The 23,984-nt window shown below is 39.8% G+C and carries 21 protein-coding genes and 1 riboswitch; of the genes, 17 read left to right on the forward strand and 4 right to left on the reverse strand.

Translation table 11 applies throughout. The features are described 5' to 3' along the window. The 17 genes from BUA72_RS19980 to BUA72_RS20060 all read left to right on the forward strand — a co-directional run bounded on the left by BUA72_RS19980 (position 1) and on the right by BUA72_RS20060 (position 19,100). Positions 1-1,263, forward strand: coding sequence for an efflux RND transporter periplasmic adaptor subunit (locus tag BUA72_RS19980; RefSeq protein ID WP_072924776.1), 1,263 nt, complete (start codon positions 1-3; stop codon positions 1,261-1,263). Between the two features lie 130 nt (positions 1,264-1,393). Next, a complete protein-coding gene (locus tag BUA72_RS19985) occupies positions 1,394-2,275 on the forward strand; it encodes a bestrophin family protein (RefSeq protein WP_072925071.1) in 882 nt (293 codons plus the stop codon). Positions 2,276-2,297: 22 nt separating this feature from the next. Next, entirely contained in the window at positions 2,298-3,194 is an 897-nt protein-coding gene (locus tag BUA72_RS19990; protein WP_072925073.1) for a cation diffusion facilitator family transporter, read from the forward strand. A gap of 15 nt (positions 3,195-3,209) precedes the next feature. Beyond that, a complete protein-coding gene (locus tag BUA72_RS19995) occupies positions 3,210-3,629 on the forward strand; it encodes a Fur family transcriptional regulator (protein ID WP_072924777.1) in 420 nt (139 codons plus the stop codon). A 44-nt stretch (positions 3,630-3,673) separates the two neighbouring features. Beyond that, positions 3,674-5,638 (forward strand): heavy metal translocating P-type ATPase, encoded by a 1,965-nt coding sequence (locus BUA72_RS20000; RefSeq protein ID WP_072924779.1) that lies wholly within the window; start codon positions 3,674-3,676, stop codon positions 5,636-5,638. A 417-nt stretch (positions 5,639-6,055) separates the two neighbouring features. Next, positions 6,056-6,418, forward strand: a complete 363-nt coding sequence (locus tag BUA72_RS20005; protein ID WP_072924780.1) for a hypothetical protein — start codon at positions 6,056-6,058, stop codon at positions 6,416-6,418. A gap of 139 nt (positions 6,419-6,557) precedes the next feature. After that, positions 6,558-6,833 (forward strand): YHS domain-containing protein, encoded by a 276-nt coding sequence (locus BUA72_RS20010; RefSeq protein ID WP_072924782.1) that lies wholly within the window; start codon positions 6,558-6,560, stop codon positions 6,831-6,833. Then, positions 6,820-7,503, forward strand: coding sequence for an SCO family protein (locus BUA72_RS20015; protein WP_072924784.1), 684 nt, complete (start codon positions 6,820-6,822; stop codon positions 7,501-7,503). Before BUA72_RS20010 ends, BUA72_RS20015 begins: the two co-directional genes overlap by 14 nt. A 319-nt stretch (positions 7,504-7,822) precedes the next feature. After that, the gene (locus tag BUA72_RS20020) at positions 7,823-8,497 is read left to right on the forward strand and encodes a superoxide dismutase (protein ID WP_072924785.1); all 675 of its coding nucleotides are present in this window, start codon (positions 7,823-7,825) and stop codon (positions 8,495-8,497) included. Between the two features lie 3 nt (positions 8,498-8,500). Then, positions 8,501-8,869 carry a hypothetical protein gene (locus BUA72_RS20025; protein WP_072924787.1) on the forward strand — a complete coding sequence of 123 codons (369 nt, stop codon included), beginning with the start codon at positions 8,501-8,503 and terminating at the stop codon, positions 8,867-8,869. A 178-nt stretch (positions 8,870-9,047) separates the two neighbouring features. Then, positions 9,048-9,875 carry an MbnP family protein gene (locus tag BUA72_RS20030; RefSeq protein WP_052202321.1) on the forward strand — a complete coding sequence of 276 codons (828 nt, stop codon included), beginning with the start codon at positions 9,048-9,050 and terminating at the stop codon, positions 9,873-9,875. Next, complete coding sequence (locus BUA72_RS20035) at positions 9,868-10,914, forward strand: cytochrome-c peroxidase (protein ID WP_072924789.1); 1,047 nt, start codon at positions 9,868-9,870, stop codon at positions 10,912-10,914. The genes BUA72_RS20030 and BUA72_RS20035 overlap by 8 nt, the downstream gene beginning before the upstream one ends. Before the next feature lie 11 nt (positions 10,915-10,925). Continuing rightward, positions 10,926-11,867: a transporter gene (locus BUA72_RS20040; protein WP_072925074.1), complete on the forward strand. Its 942-nt coding sequence runs from the start codon at positions 10,926-10,928 to the stop codon at positions 11,865-11,867. A 236-nt stretch (positions 11,868-12,103) separates the two neighbouring features. Then, positions 12,104-12,289, forward strand: a riboswitch (cobalamin riboswitch). A gap of 108 nt (positions 12,290-12,397) precedes the next feature. Further along, a complete protein-coding gene (locus BUA72_RS20045) occupies positions 12,398-14,428 on the forward strand; it encodes a TonB-dependent receptor plug domain-containing protein (RefSeq protein ID WP_083544259.1) in 2,031 nt (676 codons plus the stop codon). Further along, the gene (locus BUA72_RS20050) at positions 14,425-15,558 is read left to right on the forward strand and encodes a YncE family protein (RefSeq protein ID WP_047456562.1); all 1,134 of its coding nucleotides are present in this window, start codon (positions 14,425-14,427) and stop codon (positions 15,556-15,558) included. Before BUA72_RS20045 ends, BUA72_RS20050 begins: the two co-directional genes overlap by 4 nt. A 14-nt stretch (positions 15,559-15,572) precedes the next feature. Then, the gene (locus tag BUA72_RS20055) at positions 15,573-16,781 is read left to right on the forward strand and encodes a cell surface protein (RefSeq protein ID WP_072924790.1); all 1,209 of its coding nucleotides are present in this window, start codon (positions 15,573-15,575) and stop codon (positions 16,779-16,781) included. A gap of 39 nt (positions 16,782-16,820) precedes the next feature. Continuing rightward, a complete protein-coding gene (locus BUA72_RS20060) occupies positions 16,821-19,100 on the forward strand; it encodes a DUF5074 domain-containing protein (RefSeq protein ID WP_072924792.1) in 2,280 nt (759 codons plus the stop codon). A 125-nt stretch (positions 19,101-19,225) separates the two neighbouring features. Here BUA72_RS20060 and BUA72_RS20065 read toward each other — a convergent pair whose 3' ends face one another. From BUA72_RS20065 to BUA72_RS20080, 4 genes are all read right to left on the reverse strand, one after another. After that, positions 19,226-19,999, reverse strand: coding sequence for a T9SS type A sorting domain-containing protein (locus BUA72_RS20065; RefSeq protein WP_072924793.1), 774 nt, complete (start codon positions 19,997-19,999; stop codon positions 19,226-19,228). A gap of 177 nt (positions 20,000-20,176) precedes the next feature. Beyond that, positions 20,177-21,382: an MFS transporter gene (locus BUA72_RS20070; protein ID WP_072924795.1), complete on the reverse strand. Its 1,206-nt coding sequence runs from the start codon at positions 21,380-21,382 to the stop codon at positions 20,177-20,179. 55 nt (positions 21,383-21,437) lie between these two features. Continuing rightward, positions 21,438-22,094, reverse strand: coding sequence for a FadR/GntR family transcriptional regulator (locus BUA72_RS20075; RefSeq protein WP_072925077.1), 657 nt, complete (start codon positions 22,092-22,094; stop codon positions 21,438-21,440). A 188-nt stretch (positions 22,095-22,282) separates the two neighbouring features. Continuing rightward, positions 22,283-23,935 (reverse strand): serine hydrolase domain-containing protein, encoded by a 1,653-nt coding sequence (locus BUA72_RS20080; RefSeq protein ID WP_072924796.1) that lies wholly within the window; start codon positions 23,933-23,935, stop codon positions 22,283-22,285. Positions 23,936-23,984: the final 49 nt, after the last annotated feature.

Here is a 23,984-nt window from a genome sequence, read left to right on the forward strand (position 1 = left end):
ATGAAAATAAAGCACAATATCATATCTCTGACCGTCACGGCACTTTTACTTTTAAGCTGCGGGAAAAAAGAAACGCCTGTTGAAAAACCCGAAGTGAAAACTGAAAAAGCTGAAGCCGGTCATGAAGAAGCACCACAGACTATCGCCTCATTAACGGAAGATCAGATCAAATCGGTCGGGATATCTTTAGGTCCCATCGAAATGAAGGAACTTACTTCCACCGTAAAAGCCAACGGTCTTCTGAGGGTTCCTAATAATAATAAAGCCACCATCACCTCTCTGTATGGAGGAGTAATCAAAACCCTGAACGTACAGGTAGGAAGCATTGTAAAAAAAGGACAGGTCATTGCCACCATCGCGAATCCTGAATTTATCCAGTTGCAGGAAGAATATCTGACGACAAACAGCCGGATTACCTATGCAGAGCAGGAATACAGAAGACAGCGTGAGCTTTTTGACAATGATGCAGGCGCCAAGAAAAATCTGCAGAGTTCAGATGCCGAGCTTAAGACCTTGAGAACGAAAAAAGCTTCCCTTCTGAGACAGCTTCAGATGATGGGAATCAGTCCGGGGAAAGTAAATAATGGCAATATGAGATCAGGATTGGTGATTACCGCCCCGATCAGCGGAACTGTAAGCAGTATTTCAGCACAGATCGGAAGTTATGTAGATGTTTCGTCGCCTGTGGCGGAGGTTATCGACAATAATTCTATCCATCTTGACCTGCAGGTTTTTGAAAAAGACCTTCCCAAAATGAGAGTAGGGCAGATCGTCCATTTCAAGCTGACCAATAATCCTGAAATTGAATATGATGCTATGGTGTACAGTGTAGGATCTTCCTTTGAAAACGAAAGCAAAACCGTTTCGGTACACGGCACAGTGACAGGAAATAAAGCAGGTCTGATCGATGGAATGAATATTACAGGGATTGTCAGCCTGGATAAAAATACAACGCCTGCGGTTCCTAATGAGGCCATTGTAGAAGCAGACGGAAAATACTACGTCTTCATCCGTACCGATAAAAAACCGGAGGAACATGAAGAGGAAGAAGGTGGAGACGATCACAAAAATGAAAAAGGAGATGCTGCCGAACATAAGAAGACTTTGAATTTTGAAAAAGTAGAAGTGATAAAAGGTACATCAGATATGGGCTATACAGCTATTACAGCTGTAAAAGGAATTCCTGCTGATGCCAGAATTGTGGTGAAAGGAGCCTTTTTCGTTAATGCCAAGCTCTCTAATTCAGGCGGCCATGAGCATTAAAATAAGGAAATGATAATCGATTTATAGAAACAGGCCGGAAGAACTACCGATTTTTATGCCTAAATTAGAGGTGTTTACGGTACATTTTCAGAGTCAGAATATAAGAAACATTCTAATACATCATTCAGTTATGCTGTTAAACAAGAAAATATCCATCTGGTATTTCATCCGTGAAATAAAACCCCAGATCCTGTATATGGGAATATTTGCTGTGTCCATAGGATTATTAGACCTTCTCCCATGGTTCCGGAAAATCTCACTTCCCCTTAATATTCCTGCTCTTTTGGGAACGGCCGTATCATTGCTGCTGGCGTTCCGTACTTCCCAATCCTACGAAAGATGGTGGGAAGCCAGAACCGTCTGGGGTGCGATAGTAAATGATTCAAGAACGCTGATGAGGTTGGTCATCCAGTTTTTCCCCGCAGGAGAAGATAAGGTCATCAAGGAATTTGCGGAAAGACAGATTATCTGGACCTACACACTTGGTGAATCTCTGAGAAGACAGCCTTTTTCAGACCGGGTTCAAAACTATCTGAATGAACATCAAATCATAGCGGCCAACGTTCCGAATGCACTTCTGGATGCCCATTCCCAACAGCTCAGAGAGACAGCTTCTTCAAAAGGCTTAACGGATTTCCAACAGATGCAGCTGAATGACATCATCACCAGACTCTGCGACAGCATGGGAAAATGTGAAAGACTGAAGAATACGGTTTTTCCAAGGTCGTACAGTATTTTGCTGCATACTTTAATCTATGTTTTTGCAGCCATACTTCCTTTTGGACTGGATGATGCACAGTTGGCTGTTGAGATTATCATTACGTTCCTGATTCCGGTGATGTTTCTTGCGATAGAAAAGACCTCCATTATCATGCAGGATCCTTTTGAAAACGGACCTGTAGATACTCCAGTGACTTCATTGGCACAGACCATCGAAATTAATATTAAACAGATGATAGGAGATCAGAATGTTCCTGTCAAAAAAGATAATTCTTTGTATTACGAAATGTGATCCACTAAAATTTCAGAAAAACATGGAAGAAATAAAAACACAAATAGGTTCACCGGCCAGCAGACATAAAAAGAATCTGCTTTTTGTCCTGTTGCTGAGCGGAACCTATATGATCGCTGAGGTAATCGGCGGCCTCGTTACCCAAAGTCTTGCGCTAATGGCGGATGCCGCACATATGCTGACCGATGTGGTGGGCTTGTTTTTGGCATTTATTGCCATCAAAATAGGAGAGCGGAAGGCAGATGCTTCTAAAACATTCGGGTATTACCGGACAGAGATATTGGCAGCCGTAATCAATGCTGTCATATTACTGGCTATTTCGCTGTATGTATTGTACGAAGCGTACCAAAGATTTCAGAATCCTCCTGCAGTCCAGAGTAAAACAATGTTGATTGTAGCCGGAATAGGACTTGTCGTCAACATCATCGGAATGATGATCCTTAGAAAAGATTCAGAAGGAAGCCTGAATATGAAAGGTGCTTATTTTGAAGTGCTTTCGGATATGCTTACTTCCATCGGAGTTATGATCGCCGGAGTTATTATGCTGACAACGGGTTGGTATTATGCAGATCCAATTATTTCAGCATTGATTGGTCTTTTGATTTTCCCCAGAACGTGGCGTTTGCTGAAAGAAGCAGTCAATGTATTATTGGAAGGAACTCCGAAAGATGTGGATATTCACAAGCTGCGTCAATCACTGGAAGAAGTTCCGGGAGTGAAGGATGTTCATGATCTTCACGTATGGTCATTGACATCAAGCGTCAATGCGATGAGCGCACATATTGTCAGAGATACCGGAACAGCTCAGAATCCATTGCTGAAAACTTTGACGGAAGTTACTACAGCGAATTTTAAAATCAGTCATACGACCTTTCAGATTGAAGAGGAAGGTTATGAAGAACAGGAAATGCATCTTTAAAAATTAATTGTAGAAATGAAAAAAGATATAGAAACCAAACTCATCGATAAAAATACCAAGCCTACCAGCATGCGGATTCTGGTGTATGATTTTTTGAGTACCCAGGAAGCTGCACTGTCCCTTTCGGAAGTGGAAAATCATTTTGATAATGCAGACAGGACCACCATCTACCGGACACTGAAAACGTTTGAAGAAAAAGGAATTGTCCACAGCATACAGGAAAATACCACCACAAAATATAAATTATGTGATGACGGCTGCGACGAGAAAACCCACAAAGACTGGCATCTGCATTTTTACTGCAAAATATGCAAACAGACCACCTGCAGAGAAGATATTTCCTTTCCTCAAAATGTTCAGACCCATTTCAGAATCGATGAAATAAGACTTTTTGCCAAAGGAATCTGCGAAAACTGTCTTGAAAGTTTGCAATAGTATTGCATCGTGTATAACCCTAATTTTACATCAAAATAGTATTTATGGAAGAATGTTGCAGTACAAAACCAAAAAAGAAAGAACAGCATACGCATGATCATTCAGAAGGAGACGGGCATGACCACTCTCACGATACAGGAGACAAAACACCTTTCCAGATGTTTCTTCCTGCCATCATCTCTTTCGTGCTGTTGCTGATTGGAATAGCATTAGACAATTATATAAAAACAGAATGGTTCACAGGTTGGGTACGTTTAGTCTGGTATCTGGCCGCTTATGCTCCCGTAGGTCTTCCGGTTTTAAAGGAAGCGTATGAAAGCATTATCAAAGGAGATGTATTCTCCGAATTTTTCCTGATGGGAATCGCTACAGTAGGTGCATTTGTAATAGGGGAATATCCCGAAGGTGTTGCCGTAATGCTTTTCTATTCCGTAGGAGAAGTATTTCAGGGAATGGCGGTTTCAAGAGCCAAAGGGAATATCAAAGCCTTATTGGATCAGAGACCTGATGAGGTGACGATCATTGAAGCCAGTCAGCCAAAGACCATTAAAGCCAAAGAAACCAAAATAGGAGATATCATCCAATTGAAACCCGGAGAAAAACTGGCCCTTGACGGTGAGCTGATGACTGAATCAGCTTCATTCAATACCGCAGCGCTCACCGGTGAAAGTAAACCGGACACTAAAACAAAAGGGGAAGCCGTATTGGCAGGGATGATCAATATGAACAGCATTGCTCTCGTAAAAGTAAATACCGCTTATGAAGACAGCAAGCTGAGTAAAATTCTGGAACTGGTTCAAAACGCTACCGCGCAGAAGGCCCCAACCGAATTGTTTATCAGAAAATTTGCAAAAGTATACACACCGATTGTTGTATTTCTGGCCATAGGAATCTGTCTTCTGCCGTATTTCTTTGTTGATGATTATCAGTTTAGAGACTGGTTATACAGAGCATTGATCTTCCTGGTGATCTCATGTCCTTGTGCATTGGTGATCTCCATTCCTTTAGGATATTTCGGGGGAATTGGAGCCGCGAGCAGAAACGGAATTCTGTTTAAAGGAAGTAATTTCTTAGATAGCATTGCAGAAATTCAGAATGTGGTGATGGATAAAACCGGAACCATGACGGAAGGCGTATTCAAAGTACAGGAAGTAAACATTCAGTCTGAATTCAATAAAGACGAAATCCTGAAACTGGTCAATGTGCTGGAAAGCAAAAGTACACACCCGGTAGCCACCGCAATCCATAACTATGCAGGTGAGATCGATCATTCTATTCCTCTGGAAAATGTGGAAGAGATTGCAGGACATGGTCTAAAAGCTTCAGTCAATGGAAAAGAATTACTGGTTGGTAATTTTAAGCTGATGGATAAATTCAATATCAGCTACGATACCAACCACGCCAATATTGTGTACACACTTATTGCCATAGCTTATGATAAAAAGTTTGCAGGGTACATCACCATTGCAGACAGTATAAAAAGTGATGCCAAAGAAACCGTTGACAACCTGCACAGAATGGGCGTAAAAGCCACCATGCTGAGCGGTGATAAAAGTACCGTTGTTAAATATGTAGCAGACCAACTGGGCATCGACAATGCTTTTGGAGATCTCTTACCGGAAGATAAAGTAAATAAAGTAAAAGAAATCAAAGCAAAAAATCAAACCGTAGCTTTTGTCGGCGATGGGGTGAATGATGCTCCTGTAGTGGCACTCAGCGATGTAGGAATTGCCATGGGCGGCCTCGGAAGCGATGCCACGATTGAAACGGCAGATGTCGTTATCCAGGACGATAAACCAAGCAAAATACCAATGGCGATCAATATCGGTAAACAAACCAAAAAGATCGTTTGGCAGAATATTATTCTTGCCTTTGCGGTAAAAGCAGTGGTCTTAGTGCTCGGAGCCGGAGGTCTGGCAACGATGTGGGAAGCCGTATTCGCTGATGTAGGAGTAGCGATGCTGGCGATTTTAAATGCGGTGAGGATTCAGAGGATGAAGTTTGGTTAGGTTGCAGATGGTAGGTTGCAGGTAGCAGCCGTCAAGCAATAGCTTCTAGAATAAGCGATCCATTATTAGGATTATACAATTTTATCGGAGATAAAATCCTAGCGCCTTAAAGCATCCGTTTGTCATATTCTTCGCGTCTTTGCGATTAAGAAACACAACATCATCTATTTAAAAATAAAAACACCCAAACCTTATAGATTTCCAAAATCTATAAGGTTTTTTCATACACAAAAAAGAATCTGCAAAATCACCACTATCTGCGCGAAAAAGAATAATTACATTAAACGTTTTATTCCATAACTCAAAACCTCGGATCCCGAAACCCGTATCCGCTCACCGAAAAATAATCAATGACATTCATCATAAATAATCCATAAACCCAATTTGAGTAGTATATTTGTACAACAGAACTGATCATTGAGACTTTTTATATCCATATTCATCATTTTTACCATTGCACTACGTCCCGTTTTGCCATTGGTGAACTATGCCGTGAACTATGATTATATTGTAAAAAATCTATGTGAGAACAGAAATGTTCCTCAGTCAACGTGTAAAGGGAAATGCTATGTCAGCAAAGAATTGGCGAAAACTGAAAAACAGTCCAACAATTCCCAGGTCATCAAAATATCCGTTCTGGATGTTTTTGTGTCCCACGATACCCTTTCATTTTTAGGGCAGAAAGAATCTGAGCCTGAAGATGAGGCTATACATTCTGATTATAGTATTGATCTTCATTCAGAATATTTTTCCAGAATATTCCATCCTCCTTTAGCTTAAATTTTCAACTATTCTTTTAGTTTTTTTTCTCAAAGTGTCTTCGTTTTTTACGGACTGATGTTGTAAAAGCGATGCTGATCTTTGTGTTAAAAATTAATTTACACATTCATAATACTATCAATTTCAATTGACCATTACAATGAAATCAAAAATTATTTTGACTGCACTATTGTCAGTTTCATTATTCGCCTGTGCGCAGGAAACCCCTAAAGTAAAGCATAAAAAGAGCACTGCCTCTTCAAAATCAACGGTTAAAAAAGTAAAATTCGCCAATGCGGAAGATCCTATCTGTCACATGAAAACAGAAGATGATATGAAAGATACGGCAGTCTATAAAAATAAAACGTACGGTTTTTGCAGTAGCCTATGTAAGGACGAGTTCAAAAAAAATCCTGAGAAATATGTCCAAAAATAATAAGGCCAAAAACGGAGCAAAGAAAAAGGTGATCATTCCGATTGCGATTTTCGCTCTGCTGTTTCTGGGAATAGGGGTTGGAATGGGATATTTCAAGAAGAATCTGTACACCGTAATGAAGGTTCCCGATTTTGAACTCACCGACCAGAATAACAAAAAAATAACCAATAAAGATATGCTGGGAAAAGTATATCTGGTAGAGTTTTTCTTTAGCAGATGTCCTACGATTTGTCCTGTGATGAACCGGAATATGAGATTTATTGAAGATGAGGTAAACAGTCCTGAATTCGGGATTATTTCAATAAGCATAGACCCGGAAAATGATACACCCGCTGCCTTAAAAGAACATGCTAAAAGTGTCGGAGCAAAATCTCCGGACTGGCATTTTCTTACGGGAAACAGAGATTATATCGGAAAACTGGCAGACCAGTTCAATATCTATGTAGGGGATAAGGAAGATGACAGCGAAAGTCTTAACCACAGCGGAATGATCGCTTTGGTGGATAAAGAAGGAAATATCCGTTGCAGATACAATAAAGATAAAATGCCTATCCTTTATTACTCTGGATTGAATTATGAAGATCCGGAAGGAAAAACTGCTAAACTTAATGGCAAGTATCATCCAGACCGGGAAATATTGATCGAGGATATTAAGAAATTATTGAAATAGAGTAGGGAAAGGGAGATGGAAGAATGAAGCTGGAAGTTAATGATGAGGATAATGATAATGATAATGATAATGATGGTCATTAATGTAATGATTGAAAGGCCAATGAAGTTGAGGTCGTAGAGTAGAGGAGTCTTAATGCAGAAGATAATGACAGGGATAATGATGGCTGGAAATCATGAATGCAGAGGATTAAAAAGATGAGATGAAGAAATATCAATGAAGGAGAGTCATCTTCAAACAGAAATGTCTTCGCGCTTCCATCGTCCTGCTTCCCTTCTATAAGTATAAAAATATTGTTAAACCATAAAAACAAAACGTTATGAAGATTTTGAAAATAGCAGCTTTAAGTGCCGTATTTGCCGCACAGTTTGCTTTTGCACAGTTTAAGCAGACACCGCTTCCGTACGCATACAATGCACTGGAAGGTTCAGTAGATGCACAGACGATGGAAATTCACTATTCAAAGCATGCTGCAGCCTATGTTGCTAATTTGAATAAAGCGATTGCCGGAACACCACAGGAAAAACAAACGCTTTTCCAGATTCTTTCAGGAGTTTCTAAGCTTACTCCGGCGGTAAGAAATAATGCAGGCGGACATTACAATCACGAGCTTTTCTGGACCGTTCTTACACCCGTAAAAAATACGCAGCCTTCTGAGAAACTGGCTAAAGCGATTACGGAAACTTTCGGAAGTATGAACGCTTTTAAAGAAAAGATCAGCAAAGCAGGTGCAGACCGTTTTGGTTCAGGATGGGCATGGCTTTCTGTGGATAAGAGCGGAAAATTATTTGTGTCTTCTACAGGAAATCAGGATAATCCTTTGATGGATGTTGTAGAAGAAAAAGGAACACCGATCTTAGGGATTGATGTTTGGGAACACGCTTATTATCTGAAATATCAGAACAAGAGAGCAGATTATCTTACTGCCATCTGGAATGTGCTGAACTGGAAAGAGGTAAGCAGAAGATATGAAGAAGCCGTAAGCAAGAAATAACAGATGAATTTAATTTGCAGCATATTCCTTACTCTTTATATGGTGTTCAGGCCTCTGATCCCACTGATGGAGTATGCTGTAAATTATGATTATATCTCCACCGTTCTCTGTATCAATAAAAGCAAACCGGAACTTCACTGTAATGGTAAATGCTACCTGAGCAAAGAACTCGCAAAAACAAATGATTCCGATTCTTCGCCTTTAAACAAAACCAAAAATTCAGGACAAAAAGTTCTTGATATCTGTACCCTTCCTGAAATTACAGGAATCAATAAAGCGGAAAGTTTTCTTTCTGTACACTCCAATTTTCTCTACGAAGCAGCCTATTCTTTTCTGTTTCTCAAACACATTTTCAAACCACCGGTTTTTTAAGTTCAATTTTAATTTTTAGCGACCACAAAAAAACATCAAGACTGCTGTCTATACAGTTTTTCAATACACTTTAAATAATTAATGTGTCAAAAAACTTTTGCGCCTTTTGTGGTTAAAAAATGAATGCTCACCCATTCAAAAGCATTTCTATTTTAAAAATTCAACTTAAAAAATCAAAATGAAAATTTATAAATTTTTATCATTACTCTTTATTGCCTTTAATTTATTCACTCTATCATCATGCCGAAACAGCGATGACGATGATCCGCAGGATACTTCTACAGGAAACCTTCAGATCAAATTTGAAAACGGATTCAATAATCTTGGCGATATTGTATTAAACCAAACTGTTCAGACTTCTGCTGCCGGACAAAAACATAATTTCTCAGCTCTAAAATACGTGGTCAGCAATATCACATTGATTGATGAAGGTGGAAACGAATTCAAATACAATGAAAATAATCCGGATAAAGGAGCTTTTATCATAGACCAGGCAGATGCCGTTGCAGGAGTGGTCTATATTGACCTGAATGGAATTCCGAAAAACAATTACAAGAAAGTAAAATTCGGACTGGGGATCAGCCAGAAGGCTTACCTGCTGGGACAGAACGGTCAGGCAGAATTCTGGAATAAAGCTAAACAGAAAGGGATGTCCTGGTCATGGGCAGGCGGCTATATTTTTGTAAAACTGGAAGGGAAATACGGAATATCCTCTGCAGATACAGAATTCATGAACCATACCGGAAATATGGGAAACATAACAGCCAATGATATGCCTGATCTTTACCGGGAAATTACGTTGAATCTTCCGACTACAGCCAGAGTAACAACCCAGGTAAGACCTTCCATCCACATTCTTGCAGATCTGAATCAGTTTCTGAGCGGCAGCAAAACACTTTCTTTAACGACAGGAAATAACATGATGATGGGTTCCGGTCCGCATCTTTTGGATGTGACGAATAACCTTACAGCAATGTTTAAAGTAGATCATGTTCATAATGATTAGGGTTTTACTGAAGACGATACTGATAGTCATTACATTTCTAAGTTGTTTATCCTGTTCAGATGAGGTGATGCAGCCGCTGGAAAAAGATGAAGCCTACTCATTACAGTTTCCATCGTACTTTCCGAAAATGACTTTCGATGCATCCGGGAATCCGGTGACGAAAAATGGAGTAGAACTGGGTAGAAAATTATTTTACGAAGGCAGGCTTTCCAGAAACAATACCATATCGTGCGGCTTTTGTCACATTCAGGAAAATGCTTTTACGCACCATGGTCATAATGTAAGTCATGGTGTAGATGACAGGATTGGAATCCGTAATGCACCACCCATTCAAAACATGGCATTTCTGAAAAGATATATGTGGGACGGCGTGATCCATAATCTGAACGAACAACCCATCATTCCAATCACAGATGCCAATGAAATGGACAGTTCAATGCCGGAAGTGCTTTCTAAATTAAAAGCTGATCCGATGTATAAAAAACTCTTCATGGCAGCTTATGGTGACGAAAGTATAACCGGTGAAAGAGTCTTAAAAGCGCTGTCGCAGTTTATGGTCAGCATGATTTCCGCAGATTCGAAATATGACAGGGTTAAACAGGGAAAAGAAAATTTCACTTCTGAGGAATCTCAGGGATTGGCTCTTTTTAGCCAAAAATGTGCTTCCTGCCACAGCGGAGAATTATTTACCGATGAGAGTTTCAGGAATACGGGAATGTATTACAATAATCAGTTCAAAGATGCGGGCCGTCACCGCGTGACCCTTGATCAGAATGACTGGATGAAATTCCGTGTACCGAGTCTCAGAAATGTAGAATATACCGCACCTTATATGCATGACGGAAGATTTTACACGCTGAGCGCAGTTCTTAATTTCTATTCAGATAGTGTGGAGGATAATCCCAATCTGGATCCGCAGCTGAAACAGAACGGGCATGTCGGAATTGCGATGAATACTCAGGAAAAGCAGTTTGTCATCGCCTTTTTGAAAACCTTATCCGACAAAAACTTTATTTCTAATCCAAAATTTGCAGAATGAGCATCATGAACATGAAAAAAATAATTTTTATACTGAGCCTGACATTATCATTAGTCTGTCAGGCTAAAACAGTCAACGACAGTCTGTATATCGCAGATCATATGGATAAAATTGTATTTGATGACTGTGATGCGTGCGGTTGTGCGGCAGGAAACGGATCTTCCGGTTTTGAGTCTTTACTGAATCCTCAGTTTATCGGGATCAAATATTTTGCCCAGCATTATAAAGCTAAAGAAAACCTTTTTGTAAAAGATCTTACACAGGACCAGTATTTCAATACCCTGCAGGTTTGGGGGAAAATTCCATTGACACAAAAGTTGAGTGTATACGCCAGCCTGCCCTTCCATTTTCATGAGAAGAGAACAATGCAGGGCGATATCAAGATTAATGGTATCGGAGATCTGAACCTGATGGGAATCTACCGGATCATCAGTTCTAAGGATAACTTCCATCAGCTCAACGGTGGTCTGGGAGTGAAAATTCCTTTGGGAAAATTTGATGAAAAAGGTGCTTCCGGCGTCAACCCAAGTTTTCAATTGGGAACCGGAAGCTGGGATTATCAGGCCGCTTTGAACTATAAGTTTCAAAAGAATAAACTGGCTGTGCTGGTCAATACAGATTATACGGTAAAAACTGAAAACAAAAAGAATTACCGTTTCGGAAACCAGTGGAATTACGCCGCAACAGGTTTTTATCAACTTGCAGGAAATGAAAAAACTATTTTCTCTGCCAAAGCCGGACTTCAGGGCGAAGTCTATGATAAAAACAAACAGTTTGATGAAGTATTGCCCAAAACAGCCGGAAGCGCTTTATATGGAAAACTCGGTTTTGAGGCTTCCTATAAAAAGTTCAGTCTGGGTGGGGAAGTTATGCTGCCAGCTTATTCCAATCTGGCAAGCGGTGACATTGAAGCAAAATCAAGGTTCAGTGTTTTTATCAATTTTGGAATTTAATCTTATGATAATCGGAATCTTGGTGGCTAAGAACCTTGAAGCCGCCATGTTATTGCATGTATTATAATTCTAAAACCCCGGTGGATGAGGATCTCGAAGCCACCGGGGTTTAATACATACTCCTGAACATATTTATTTTTTGCGATGATTAACCGTGAAAGAAATACGATGTAGAGCGTTTTTATAGTGCTGATAGCTAATTTATTATGTGATGTATTGCATCTGTTAATTATTTTCTATCTTTGCCGAAATCTGGTGCGCTGTAACAAGCACTTAAAAGGGAATCCGGTGAAAATCCGGGACAGACCCGCTGCTGTAAGCTCCACATCAAAGTTTTTGAAGAGTATATCCACTGTTTTTTAATGGGAAGGATTTCAAAAACGGAGTAAGTCAGAAGACCTGCCAGAAGATAAACGTTTGATGCTTTCGTGGAATAAAGCTTAGGACAACAACGATTCTGTGCAGTAACAGCTGCGCTTTATCTTTGCTACCTTATATCCATTAGCGTCAATATTATTCTCAATGAGCTAATGGTCAGAAAATATACTGCTTCACAGTTTAAAAAAGGCGTTATCACATTATTTGTGGCAGCATCTCAACTTCTATTCTCACAATCGGTAGACACCGTCAGGGTGAAAACCATTCTTCCTGTTCAGATTTACAAAAAAGATTTTAAAGAAATTCTTCCTGCACAGATCCTTTCCGGGGAACAGCTTGAAAGGCTGAACAGTCAGTCGGTGGCTGATGCCCTACGGTATTTTTCAGGAGTTCAGATCAAAGATTATGGCGGGATGGGAGGCCTGAAAACGGTGAATATCCGGAGTATGGGAAGCCAGCATGTGGGTGTTTTCTATGATGGTATCCAGCTGGGAAATATTCAGAACGGAATCGTGGATCTTGGAAAGTTTTCCCTGGATGATCTTGAAGCTATTTCTTTATACAACGGCCAGAAAAGTGAAATTTTTCAGCCTGCAAAGGACTTCGGATCTTCAGGATCTATTTATCTTCAGCCTAAAATACCTGTTTTTAAAGGAGATCAGAAGACCAACTTAACGGTGAAACTGAAATTAGGCTCCATCAGTTTATTTAATCCTTCCTTCCGTGTGGAACAGAAGCTTTCAGACAGAATTTCGGCAAGTTTCAGTTCGGAATTTGTACAGAGTAAGGGATTGTATAAATTTAAATATGAAAAGAAAAACTCTGACGGATCCGTTGCCAATGATACCATTGCGAGAAGATATGATTCCTATATCCGTGCAAAGCGTTTTGAAGGCGCTTTAAACGGTACTATTAACGATGGAAGCTGGAGTGTACGCGGATTCGGCTATATTTCCGATCGTGGAGTTCCCACAGCCATTGTTAATAATAATTTCACGCCTAAAGGTCAGCAGATGCTGGATGAGAACTATTTTGTTCAGGCCAGTTTCCGTAAAAAATTATTTCCAAAGTTCGAAACGCAGCTTAAAGCTAAATTTGCCTATGACTACACGCGGTTTTTAGATACGGTGAATGTGGCAACAACTGTTCTGCCGATAGATAATTCATATGTTCAGAGAGAACTCTATTTTTCCAATTCCAATATCTATTCTATTAATCAAAACTGGGATGTAAGTGCGAGTTTTGACTTTCAGTATAATAATCTCGATGCCAGTTTAAGGGATTTTTCATATCCTACACGATATACTTCCCTCGTTGCTTTTGCTACGACTTATCAGTGGAAACGTTTTAAATTTTTGGGAAGCCTCCTCGGAACTTTTGTCCATGAAGAGGTGAAAATGAATGCAAAGTCTCCTGATAAAACCGAATGGACCCCTTCTGCTTTCCTTAGTTATCAGCCTTTTGCATCCAAAGAGCTTACCGTAAGGGCTTTCTACAAAAGAGTCTTCAGGATGCCTACTTTCAATGATCTGTATTACACCATGATCGGAAACGTGATGCTGAAACCTGAATACACCAATCAGTATGATGCAGGTTTTACTTACCAAAAGCTCTATGACCATCAATTTTTTAAAGGCATCTACATAAAAGTGGATGGCTATTATAATGAAGTAGAGAACAAAATTATTGCTGTGCCTACTACCAATCTTTTCAGATGGATGATGGTGAATCTGGGTGAAGTGAAAATCATCGGGGCAGACGTGAATGTTCAGGCGGAATTTGAAATCAATAAAGTGAAACTGAAACCTTTGGTAAGCTATACCTATCAGCGTGCCGGAGATTATACCGATAAAACTGACGACTATTACGGCGACCAGATTTCCTATGTGCCTTGGCATGCCTTGACCTTTACCATGATGGCAGATTATAAAGACTGGAGTTTCAATTACAGTTTTATGTACACCGGAGAGCGTTATGATGCCCAGCTGAATAATATCAAAGCCAATTATCTTCAGCCGTGGTACACGCATGATTTATCCGTTCAGAAAAAATTCAACTGGCATTCTCATCAGATTAAAGCCGGTTTTGAGGTCAATAACGTCCTTAATCAATACTATGACGTGGTCAGGAATTATCCGATGCCCGGAAGAAATTTTAAACTTATTGTAAGCTTTACATTATGAAAAAACTAAACTTTTGCCTGCTGGCTTTTACTCTTTTCTTCCTGTTCTCATGTAGAACAGATGACAATATAGTTCCTTCGGAAACAAAAGAGGTCAGTACCGGACAAGATCTGCCTATTAAAGGTTTTTATCTTCTGAACGAAGGAAATATGGGCAGCAACAAATGTACGCTCGATTATTTCGATTATGCAACAGGAACCTACCGTAAGAATATTTATGGAGAGATCAACCCTTCTGTAGTAAAAGAGCTGGGTGATGTGGGAAATCATATCATGATCTACGGAAGCAAAATGTATGTGGTAGTGAATGTTTCCAATAAAATTGAAGTACTGGAAGCGAAAACTGCTAAACGAATCAAAACCATACAGCTGCAGAACTGCCGTTATCTGGCTTTTAAAGGAAATAAAGTCTATGCCAGCAGCTATGCCGGTCCGGTTGAACTGAATCCGAACTCTCCGCCGGGAAAAGTAGTGGAAATTGATACAACATCCCTGAACATCGAAAGACAGGTCGTAGTCGGGTATCAGCCGGAAGAAATAGAAGTGATGGGAGATCAGCTTTTTGTGGCCAATTCCGGGGGATATATGTTCCCGAATTATGATAAAACCGTTTCCGTTATTGATCTGAACAGCTTTACGCAAACCAAGAAAATTGATGTCGCCATTAATCTTCACCGTATTAAAAAGGACAACTATGGAGATCTGTATGTGAGTTCAAGAGGAGATTATTACAATATTCCATCCAGTCTTTTCCTTGTGGATGCTGCTACAGGAACCGTGAAAAAAGACTTTCATGTTGCCGTAAGCGGAATGACGATCGTGAATGACAAGCTGTACTATTATGGTAATGAATTTAATTACAATACCCATGCTTACGTCAAGACCTTTGGAATCATTGATGTAAAGACAGAACAGGTTATTTCCAACAAAATTATCGACCAGCAATATGTGGATGAGATCAAAGCACCTTACGGAATTGCTGTCAATCCTTATACAGAAGACATCTATCTAACGGATGCGAAAAACTATGTGACCACAGGATATGTGTACTGTTTCGACAAGACAGGGAAATTCAAGTGGAAAACTGAAGGCGGGAATATCCCAGCTCACTTTGCTTTTTTATATAAATAATCAGATCAGAAAAAATGGAAAGAAAAACGAAACATATTTTAAAAACGATATTGCTCTCTTTGGTTCTGTTGGGAACTGTTGCCTGTAAAAGTGACAGCGAAGAAGTGGTAGAGGAAGTGACTTTTCCTGCGGAAGTACTTAAGGAATCCTATACGATTGACAGGCTTAAGCTTTTGAATATTGATCCTAAAATTGAGGGTAAACTGACATGGAGCATTAATGATGCTGTGATTTCTGATCAGCTACAGCTGGATTTTGTAAGTCCAACCGTGCAAAACTATCCTTTGACATTAAAAGTCGAAATAAAAGGAGCGGTGAAGATTTATAAGTCAACGATCATTGTGAATAAAGAACTTACACCTTACAGCAAATATATTTTGGATGTCTTTGAATTTCGTCCGGCTGTAGGCCAGTTTACGAATGAAATTCCGGAATACGCCAACGGGTATACGGAGACCGATATGATTAGAAAAGCAAAAGAATCATTGGTAGGTGGCAATTCTACGATGATCACGCTTGGAGGCTTCGGTGGTTATGTTGCTTTCGGTTTCGATCATACGATTCCCAATCTTGACGGAAGAGATTTCAAAATTCTAGGAAATGCATTCTGGGGAAATGATGCCAATGCCACCAGATCAGGATCCTGCGAACCTGGTATCATCATGGTTGGCTACGATAAAAATAAAAACGGTAAACCGGACGAGGACGAATGGTACGAGATTGCCGGCAGTGAATATTTTAAAAATTCAACAACAAAAAATTACAGCATAACCTACTTCAAACCCAACGAAAGTAAGCCCCCCGTTCCCGGAAGTGAGTTTTGGCAAGCTGATGTGGAGTACATCAAGTGGCAGGACAATATTGGGAATTCTGGATTTAAAACTAAAAATGCCTTCCATGCACAAAGCTATTATCCTTTATGGCTCTCCAGCGCTTCTTATAGCCTGACGGGAACCAGACTTAAGGATAATTTTCATGACCAGAGCGGAACGGGGACTTATTGGGTGGGAACATCGTATGATTACGGTTATGCAGACAATGCCCCGAACAATGATGAAGCGTCCAATATAGATATTTCATGGGCCGTAGATAAGAACGGAAAGTATGTAAAACTTCCGGGCATCGATTTTATTAAGGTGTATACGGGAATCAATCAGGAAGCCGGCTGGCTTGGAGAAGTTTCTACAGAAGTGGCAGGAGCTTATGATTTACATCTCAATTAATACGACAGACAACAAAATTTAATACATATAATTCGAAAAATGAAAAAGTTTTACCTTTTTATCGTACTGTTTCTGTTTGCGTTCTTTGCGAATGCACAGATCAAAGTACAGGGCGTACCCAGAAATGATATTCAGGGCACCGGCAGCAATCAGCTGAATACAACAGTAACGACCACCATCAATTTTTCTGATATCCAGTATTGGGTGGGAAGCGGTACCAACGAAGCGGCTTTCGTGGTACAGTGGAATGACAGCAAAAATCCTGATGCTTTGGTATGGGGTTTCAGATGGAACGGAACTGCGACCGGAGAAGATATGCTGAAGGCAATTGCAAAGGCAGATCACAGGTTTTTCACCTTGCTTTATCCGGGAACACAGTTTGGAACAGCAATCGGAGGAATGGGCTTTGACCTGAACGGACAGAACAGCAATGCGCTTTACAAAAACGGAAATGTAACCTATCCTTATTATCCTGTCAACGGGATTGTCAATACGGCGGCTTATGATTTTGATGATTATACCGCAGCAGATGCTTCGGATCATTGGGGATCAGGATGGTACAACAGCTACTGGTCCTATTGGGTAAAAGATCCTACAGATCCTGATTTCGGATATTCAGGAGTAGGTGCTACATCCCGTGTGCTTCAGAATGGTTCCTATGATGTATGGAATTTTAATGCAGGAATGGAGAGTTTCCCTATTTCTTCGACATTAACGCCGGTTTCTGCTTACGTTACAGCAACCAATTTTACGAATGGTTATTTCATGGTGAACGAAGAATGGTTCGGACACACCAACGGTTCTGTTAACTTCATAGATAATAACGGACAGATCAATTACCGTGTTTACAGTAATGCCAATAACAACCAGGCTTTTGGTGCTACCACTCAGTTTGGAACGATCTACGGAGATAAATTCTATTTTATTTCAAAGCAGGCTGCAGACGGAGGCGATACTCAGTATACTCCAGGAGGAAGACTTGTGGTAGCCAACGCGCAGACAATGCAGAAAATTGCAGGATTTAACAACATCGGTGGTGGTGACGGAAGGTCATTCGTTGGGGTGAATGAAAATAAAGGATACATCGGAGCTTCGAACGGTATTTTTGTTTTCGATATCGCGAATATGCAGGTTGGAAGCCTGATCACCGGAACAGGCGGTGGCGGTCAGTATGCCGGCCAGATCGGAAATATGGTCCGTTCTTCTAAATATGTATTTGCAGTAAAACAATCTGCTGGAATTTTAGTGATTGATCCTGCAACTGATACCCTGGTGAGTACAATTCCTGGAGCTTTCCATTCAATTGTTCAGGCCAAAGACGGAAGCATCTGGGCCATTCAGGATCAGAAAGTGGTGAACATTAATACAACGACTTTTGCAACGACTCCATATAATATCCCTACGACTAAATATTTAGGATCATGGGGAGCATGGAATGCAGGAAGCTTTACAGCGAGCAGCAAGCAGAATGTTTTATACTGGAATAACTCAGTCAACAGTTTTGTATCAGGAGCACAAATTGTAAAATTTGACGTAACGACAAAAGCATTTAACGAAAGCTTTGCTACCATTCCAGGTCAGACAGGTACTTACAAGCAGATTCCTTACGGTGCGGCACTTCGCGTGAATCCTATAACGGATGAATTAATCTTAAATACAACAGAAAGCGGTTACGGTGCCCACTACCAGAAAAACTGGATCCATACTTATGATGCAACCGGAACCCTTACCAATACAAAAACGCTTAACGATTATTATTGGTTCCCTGCTGTAACCGTATTCCCGGATAATACACTTCCTACAGTAAGCAATACGTTCCCTTCACAGGTTAGTGTAAACAGCGCCTCTGTGATTGATCTGAAAACAATTGTTTCCGATGAGGATAACCTTTCATCAGCTATTGTAAAATCAATTAAATCCAATTCAAATCCGGCAGCTGTTTCTGCCGTGATCAACGGAAATGACGAACTTGTTCTTACGCCAATTGCTTCAGGAACTGCTGATATTAAAATTACGTTTAACTCAAACGGAAAAGTGGTGGAGAAAACCCTTACCGTAAACAGTACAGCTTCTGTTTTAGCAACAGCTGAAGTGAAGAAAATTGAATTCAGTATCTATCCAAATCCGGTGACCGATATTCTTACCATTAAAACTCAAGAGAAAATCCTAAACGTTTCCGTTTATGATGCTTCCGGAAAAGTGGTGAATACGCAGTTTAACAATGGCCAGATCAATGTAAGCATGCTTCCGAACGGAGTATATATTCTGAAGGTTGTAACTGATAAAGCAGTTTACCAACAGAAATTAATCAAAAAATAGTTTTCACAGTCTATTTTATTTCAATGAATCGGCGGCCCGCGGGGCCGCCGATTTTTTTGCCTCTTAAATGGCAAAAAAACTCCGGCAGGCTGAAAGCCTGCCGGAGTTTTAATATGTCCTTTTACTTAGTTCGTAATTCTGATCTTACGCGTGTAAGTCTTTTTATCTTTTGCTTCCACGGTCAGGATATAAATACCTTCAGGCTGTGGAGTAGACAGTTCGAAAGTATTTGATTTCAGGGTAGAACGGTGTACTTCTTTTCCTGAAGTATTTCTTAGAGAAACTTCAGCCCCTTCTAACGGAACGGTACCACCCAAAGTAATCTGTCCGGCTTTGCTGTAAGCCATGATCGTAGCAAGTGGATCCTGGTAAGCGTAATACACTCTGAATCCACCACCCAGACTTAACACACCACCACTCAGTCTTATTTTAACGGCGTTGTATGAGCTGGCAGGAGTAAGTTCAATCGTTGCTCTGTTAGGAGTGTCTGCTAGTTTCAGTAAACTTGCGGTGATCATTTGACTGTCATTATTAGACGTCGTTCCGCTGATCGTTTCTATATACACACCGCTTAACAGCTGAACGGTCAGAGGAATGTTATTGGTTCCGATACCGATTACCAGTTTAGTGTTGATTCTCACGTCAGGGAATCTCAGGGTTTGTTCAACGCCTCCCAATAGAACGGTACCCATTACCATGGTAGAATAGTTGTCTTCATTGTCACCCACGGCATTCAGAGGGTTCTGTACGGCACATCCCAGACATACTCCGTATACATTGGAGTACTGGTCATTGGCGTAGATCCTGCTTTGTGCCTGTGTATTGCTCGATTGGAATAAAAATGCTAAAAACAATGCGGCCTGGAAAAGGCGGCTCTTGGAAAGTAGAATAGATTTCATACTATAGAGATTTAAGGTTAATGTTTTAACCAAATTTAAGCATAAAAGTATATGTATACAATATTATCTCTATAAAATGTGAAATATATAATAATTCCTTAATGTTGAAGATGTTGATTATCAGAAAATAATTTGATCTGAAATCTGTACATATGTTTTTACATCTTCATTTCCAGCCTATTTTTTTCGTCCTTTAATATTAGGAAGGAAAGCGGTGATAATCCCGATCAGAGGTAAAAATGCACAGATTCTGAATACATATTCGATTCCCGTATCATCAGCTACAGCTCCTAAGACAGCAGAACCAATTCCTCCCATCCCAAACATAAACCCAAAAAATAATCCGGCCACCAATCCGATTTTATTAGGCATAAGATCGGTAGCGTAAACCAATATCGCAGAGAATGCGGATGCGATAATTAATCCTATTAAAACTGCAAATACAATGGTCCATCCCAAAGGTAGATAGGGAAGACAAAGTGTGAAAGGGGCCGCTCCTAAGATAGAAGCCCAAATAATTTTTTTTCTTCCATATTTATCTCCTAGTTTTCCTCCCAGAATAGTTCCTATTGCTACTGCGGCAAGAAACATGAATAAATACAACTGGGAATCCTGCACCGAAATATGAAACTTATCAATCAGAAAGAATGTAAAATAATTGGTCATGGATGCCAGATAGATGTATTTGGAAAATACCAAAGCCAATAGAATGGTAATAGAAAAAATTACCTTTTTGCGGGAAAGATGTAAGTCAATAATGTTATCCGGATGTTTCGCTGATTTCTTAAGCGAAAGTCTTTCTGCATACCAGTTTCCGATTCTCCATAAGACAATAATTCCTATAAAAGCAGCAATCGCAAACAGTGCAACATAACCCTGTCCTAAAGGAAGTATAATTAATGCAACCAGTAAAGGCCCGATTGCACTTCCCGAATTTCCACCCACCTGAAAAATCGATTGAGCCAATCCTTTTTGACCGCCGGATGCGAGTTGAGCAACCCTCGAAGCTTCAGGATGGAAAATAGAAGATCCCATCCCAATCAGTCCAACGGCAATCAGAATCACATAATATTGATGAGCGGCTGCCAGAAGTAATAAACCTGCCATTGACAGGCCCATTCCTATGGCCAGAGATCTAGGGTTCGGTTTTTTATCGGTATAAATTCCGACAAACGGCTGTAAAATAGATGCCGTAAGCTGAAACACAAGGGTAATGATCCCGATCTGTGCAAAGGATAAACTGAATTCACCTTTCAGAATAGGATATAATGAAGGAATCGTAGATTGGATCAGATCATTCAGTAAATGTGAAAAACTGATCATAAATAAAATAGGATAAACAATTTTAGTGGTATCAATGGTTTGTGTCTGTACCTTTTCCATAATGTAGTCTTTTATTCATCAGGTCATCTGATGAATTTGATTATAATTTTAATAATTAGTATACTTTTTCGACAATAAGCTGAGCAATACGGGCAGCCGTGTCGGAATCCTTATTTTCAATAGCATTATAAAGATCAGTATGTATTTTTTGAGAAAGTTTGAAAGAGTCTGTATTGTTATTGTGACTGGCTTCAAAAGTTCTGAGAATATGCTTACTGGCAATTCGGTAGATTTCTTTCAAAAGAGTATTGCCACAGGCTTCGGCAATAGATATGTGAAAATTAATGTCTGCCTGGTAACACTCCAGTGCCTGGTTGTCTTTTGCAAACCGATCTCTGAGGTCCAGGTGCATTTTAATCGCCTCCAGCTCCTTTTCACTTCGGTTAACCGCTGCTTTCGCCGCAATCTTTGAATCTAAAAGAGCACGAACTTCATATACTTCGTTGAATTCCGCATTGTTGATCTGGTCTTCCAGTGATTCCTGGATATTCTTAGAAGTCACAAAGGTACCCACACCTTGCTGTACACTCAGAACTCCTTTTATCGATAAAATTTTTATAGCCTCACGAATGCTGGACCGGCCGACACCATATATTTTCATCAGTTCCGGTTCAATCGGAAGTTTATCACCAACAGCATATTCTTCATTGGTAATCCCCTGAATTAATCTTTCTGCGACTTCCTGAGCTAATGATTTTCTTTGAATTTGCATATACATCTTATCATCTGACGAATACAAAGGTATGACTTTTTTAGAATATTTGACTATAAATTTTAAAAGGATGTATTGATCTTGAAAAAAGGATAAGATGGATGAGTAGTTCAGCAAACCATGTCAAGGTTTTAAACCTTGACATGGTTAAACACTGGAAATAACCTCAGTAAATAAGGATGATAAAACTATTTTATTTTTTTAAATTCAATATTAGAAAGATTAGATCCCGACAACATAAATTGGGTGGCTTCATTATTTTGATTATAATTAAAATCAATTTGCCCGAAATAATCCGTTGTAGAGTAGAAGCTGATAGGAGTTAATGGATGGAGTTCGATATCACCATTCAAAGGATGTTTGGCTATTAACTTATTATTTTCAACGACTAGTTGATAGGTTGTATTAAATTCTTCATTTCTGTAAAAACCAATTAATTTGTTTAAAACCAATTTATCAACTTTAGGAGGATTCAACGTTATCTTTTCTGCAGTATAGGTAAAGTCGGCAATTCTAAGGGTAACGGATCCACTATGAAACGTTAAACTTGCTGTAGGAATAGATGTAATCTTAAATTTATTGTCCCCAATGATCTGAAGCGGTTCCTTACCTTTTTGATTATAGGTTCCCACAGAAAGATCTTTCCCTTCCGTTGATATTTCAAGAAAATTTCCCGGACTAAATTCATACACGCCTTCAAATTTTTTAAGCTCAGCTGGAGTATAAGTTGTTTTTTGCGGTAACGGAGAAATTGTCTCTTGATCTTTGAGAAAGAAATCCACCAACTGATAAACAATCTGCAAACCTTCAAATCCCTGCTTGTTGCCTAACATAACAATAGAAAACTGTTGTGAAGGAACATGTAGGATATAGGCACGATAGCCGACTGTACCGCCACCGTGAAATACAATGTCTAAACCTTTATACTTTTCCGTTTGCAGACCCAACCCATATTCTATGGTTTTGCCCGTACTGAGCACGGTACTCTTTTGCATAGTATGATAGAGCTGGCGGCTTCCCTGCACCGGATTTTGAAAATTGATGGCCCATTGACACAGATCATTCAGTGTTGTATAGATATTGGATGAGCCATCCACCATTTGTGCGATAGGAAACTTTAAAAAAGTTTTACCCTTTGGCCGATAGGATTCTGCTGCATTAGGAATGATTTTATCGGGATCATCTAATGCGATGGTGTTTTTCATGTGCAAAGGATTAAAAATATATTCCTTTGCGATTTCGTTAAAATCCTTTTGATAAATTCTGTGAAGAATTTCAGCGAGGAGCGTGAAACCGGTATTGTTATATTGATATTTTTCTCCGGGAGTGAAGTTGATGCTTTTAATGCCCAGAAGAGTTTGTACTCCTTCCTCATTGGTTACTTTAAATTCATCGCCAAAACCCTGTAGTTTTTTTATTTCAGAAAAATTGGGTAATCCGTGGGTATGGTTGGCTAACTGACGGATCGTAATTTTAAAGGGCAGATGCTTCAGTTCCGGCAAGTAGATTCTGATATCATCATCTAAGGATAGCTTTCCTTCCTTTTCAGCTAAAAGGGCAATAAATGCGGTAAACTGTTTGGAAACGGAGGCTATATTAAACGCCGTGGAATCTGTGACCGGAGTTTTATTTTCCAGATTAGCCAGTCCGTAGGTTTTCTTATAGATTGCTTTTCCATCTTTTATGATGGCAATGGCCATTCCCGGCTCATTTTCCTGTTGATAGATATTCAGCAGAGAGTCTGTTCTTCTGATCGGATCAGTTGGTCTGGATTGGGCGGAGCATGGTCCGGAACTCAATAAAGTAAAAAAGAACAATGCCCATTGGATTGATAGCTTCATTTGATTTAATTTTTAAATGATGAAGCAAATCTGAAAATTTACAGTAAGA

The sequence above is a fragment of the Chryseobacterium sp. OV279 genome, from assembly GCF_900128945.1.
GTDB lineage: Bacteria > Bacteroidota > Bacteroidia > Flavobacteriales > Weeksellaceae > Chryseobacterium.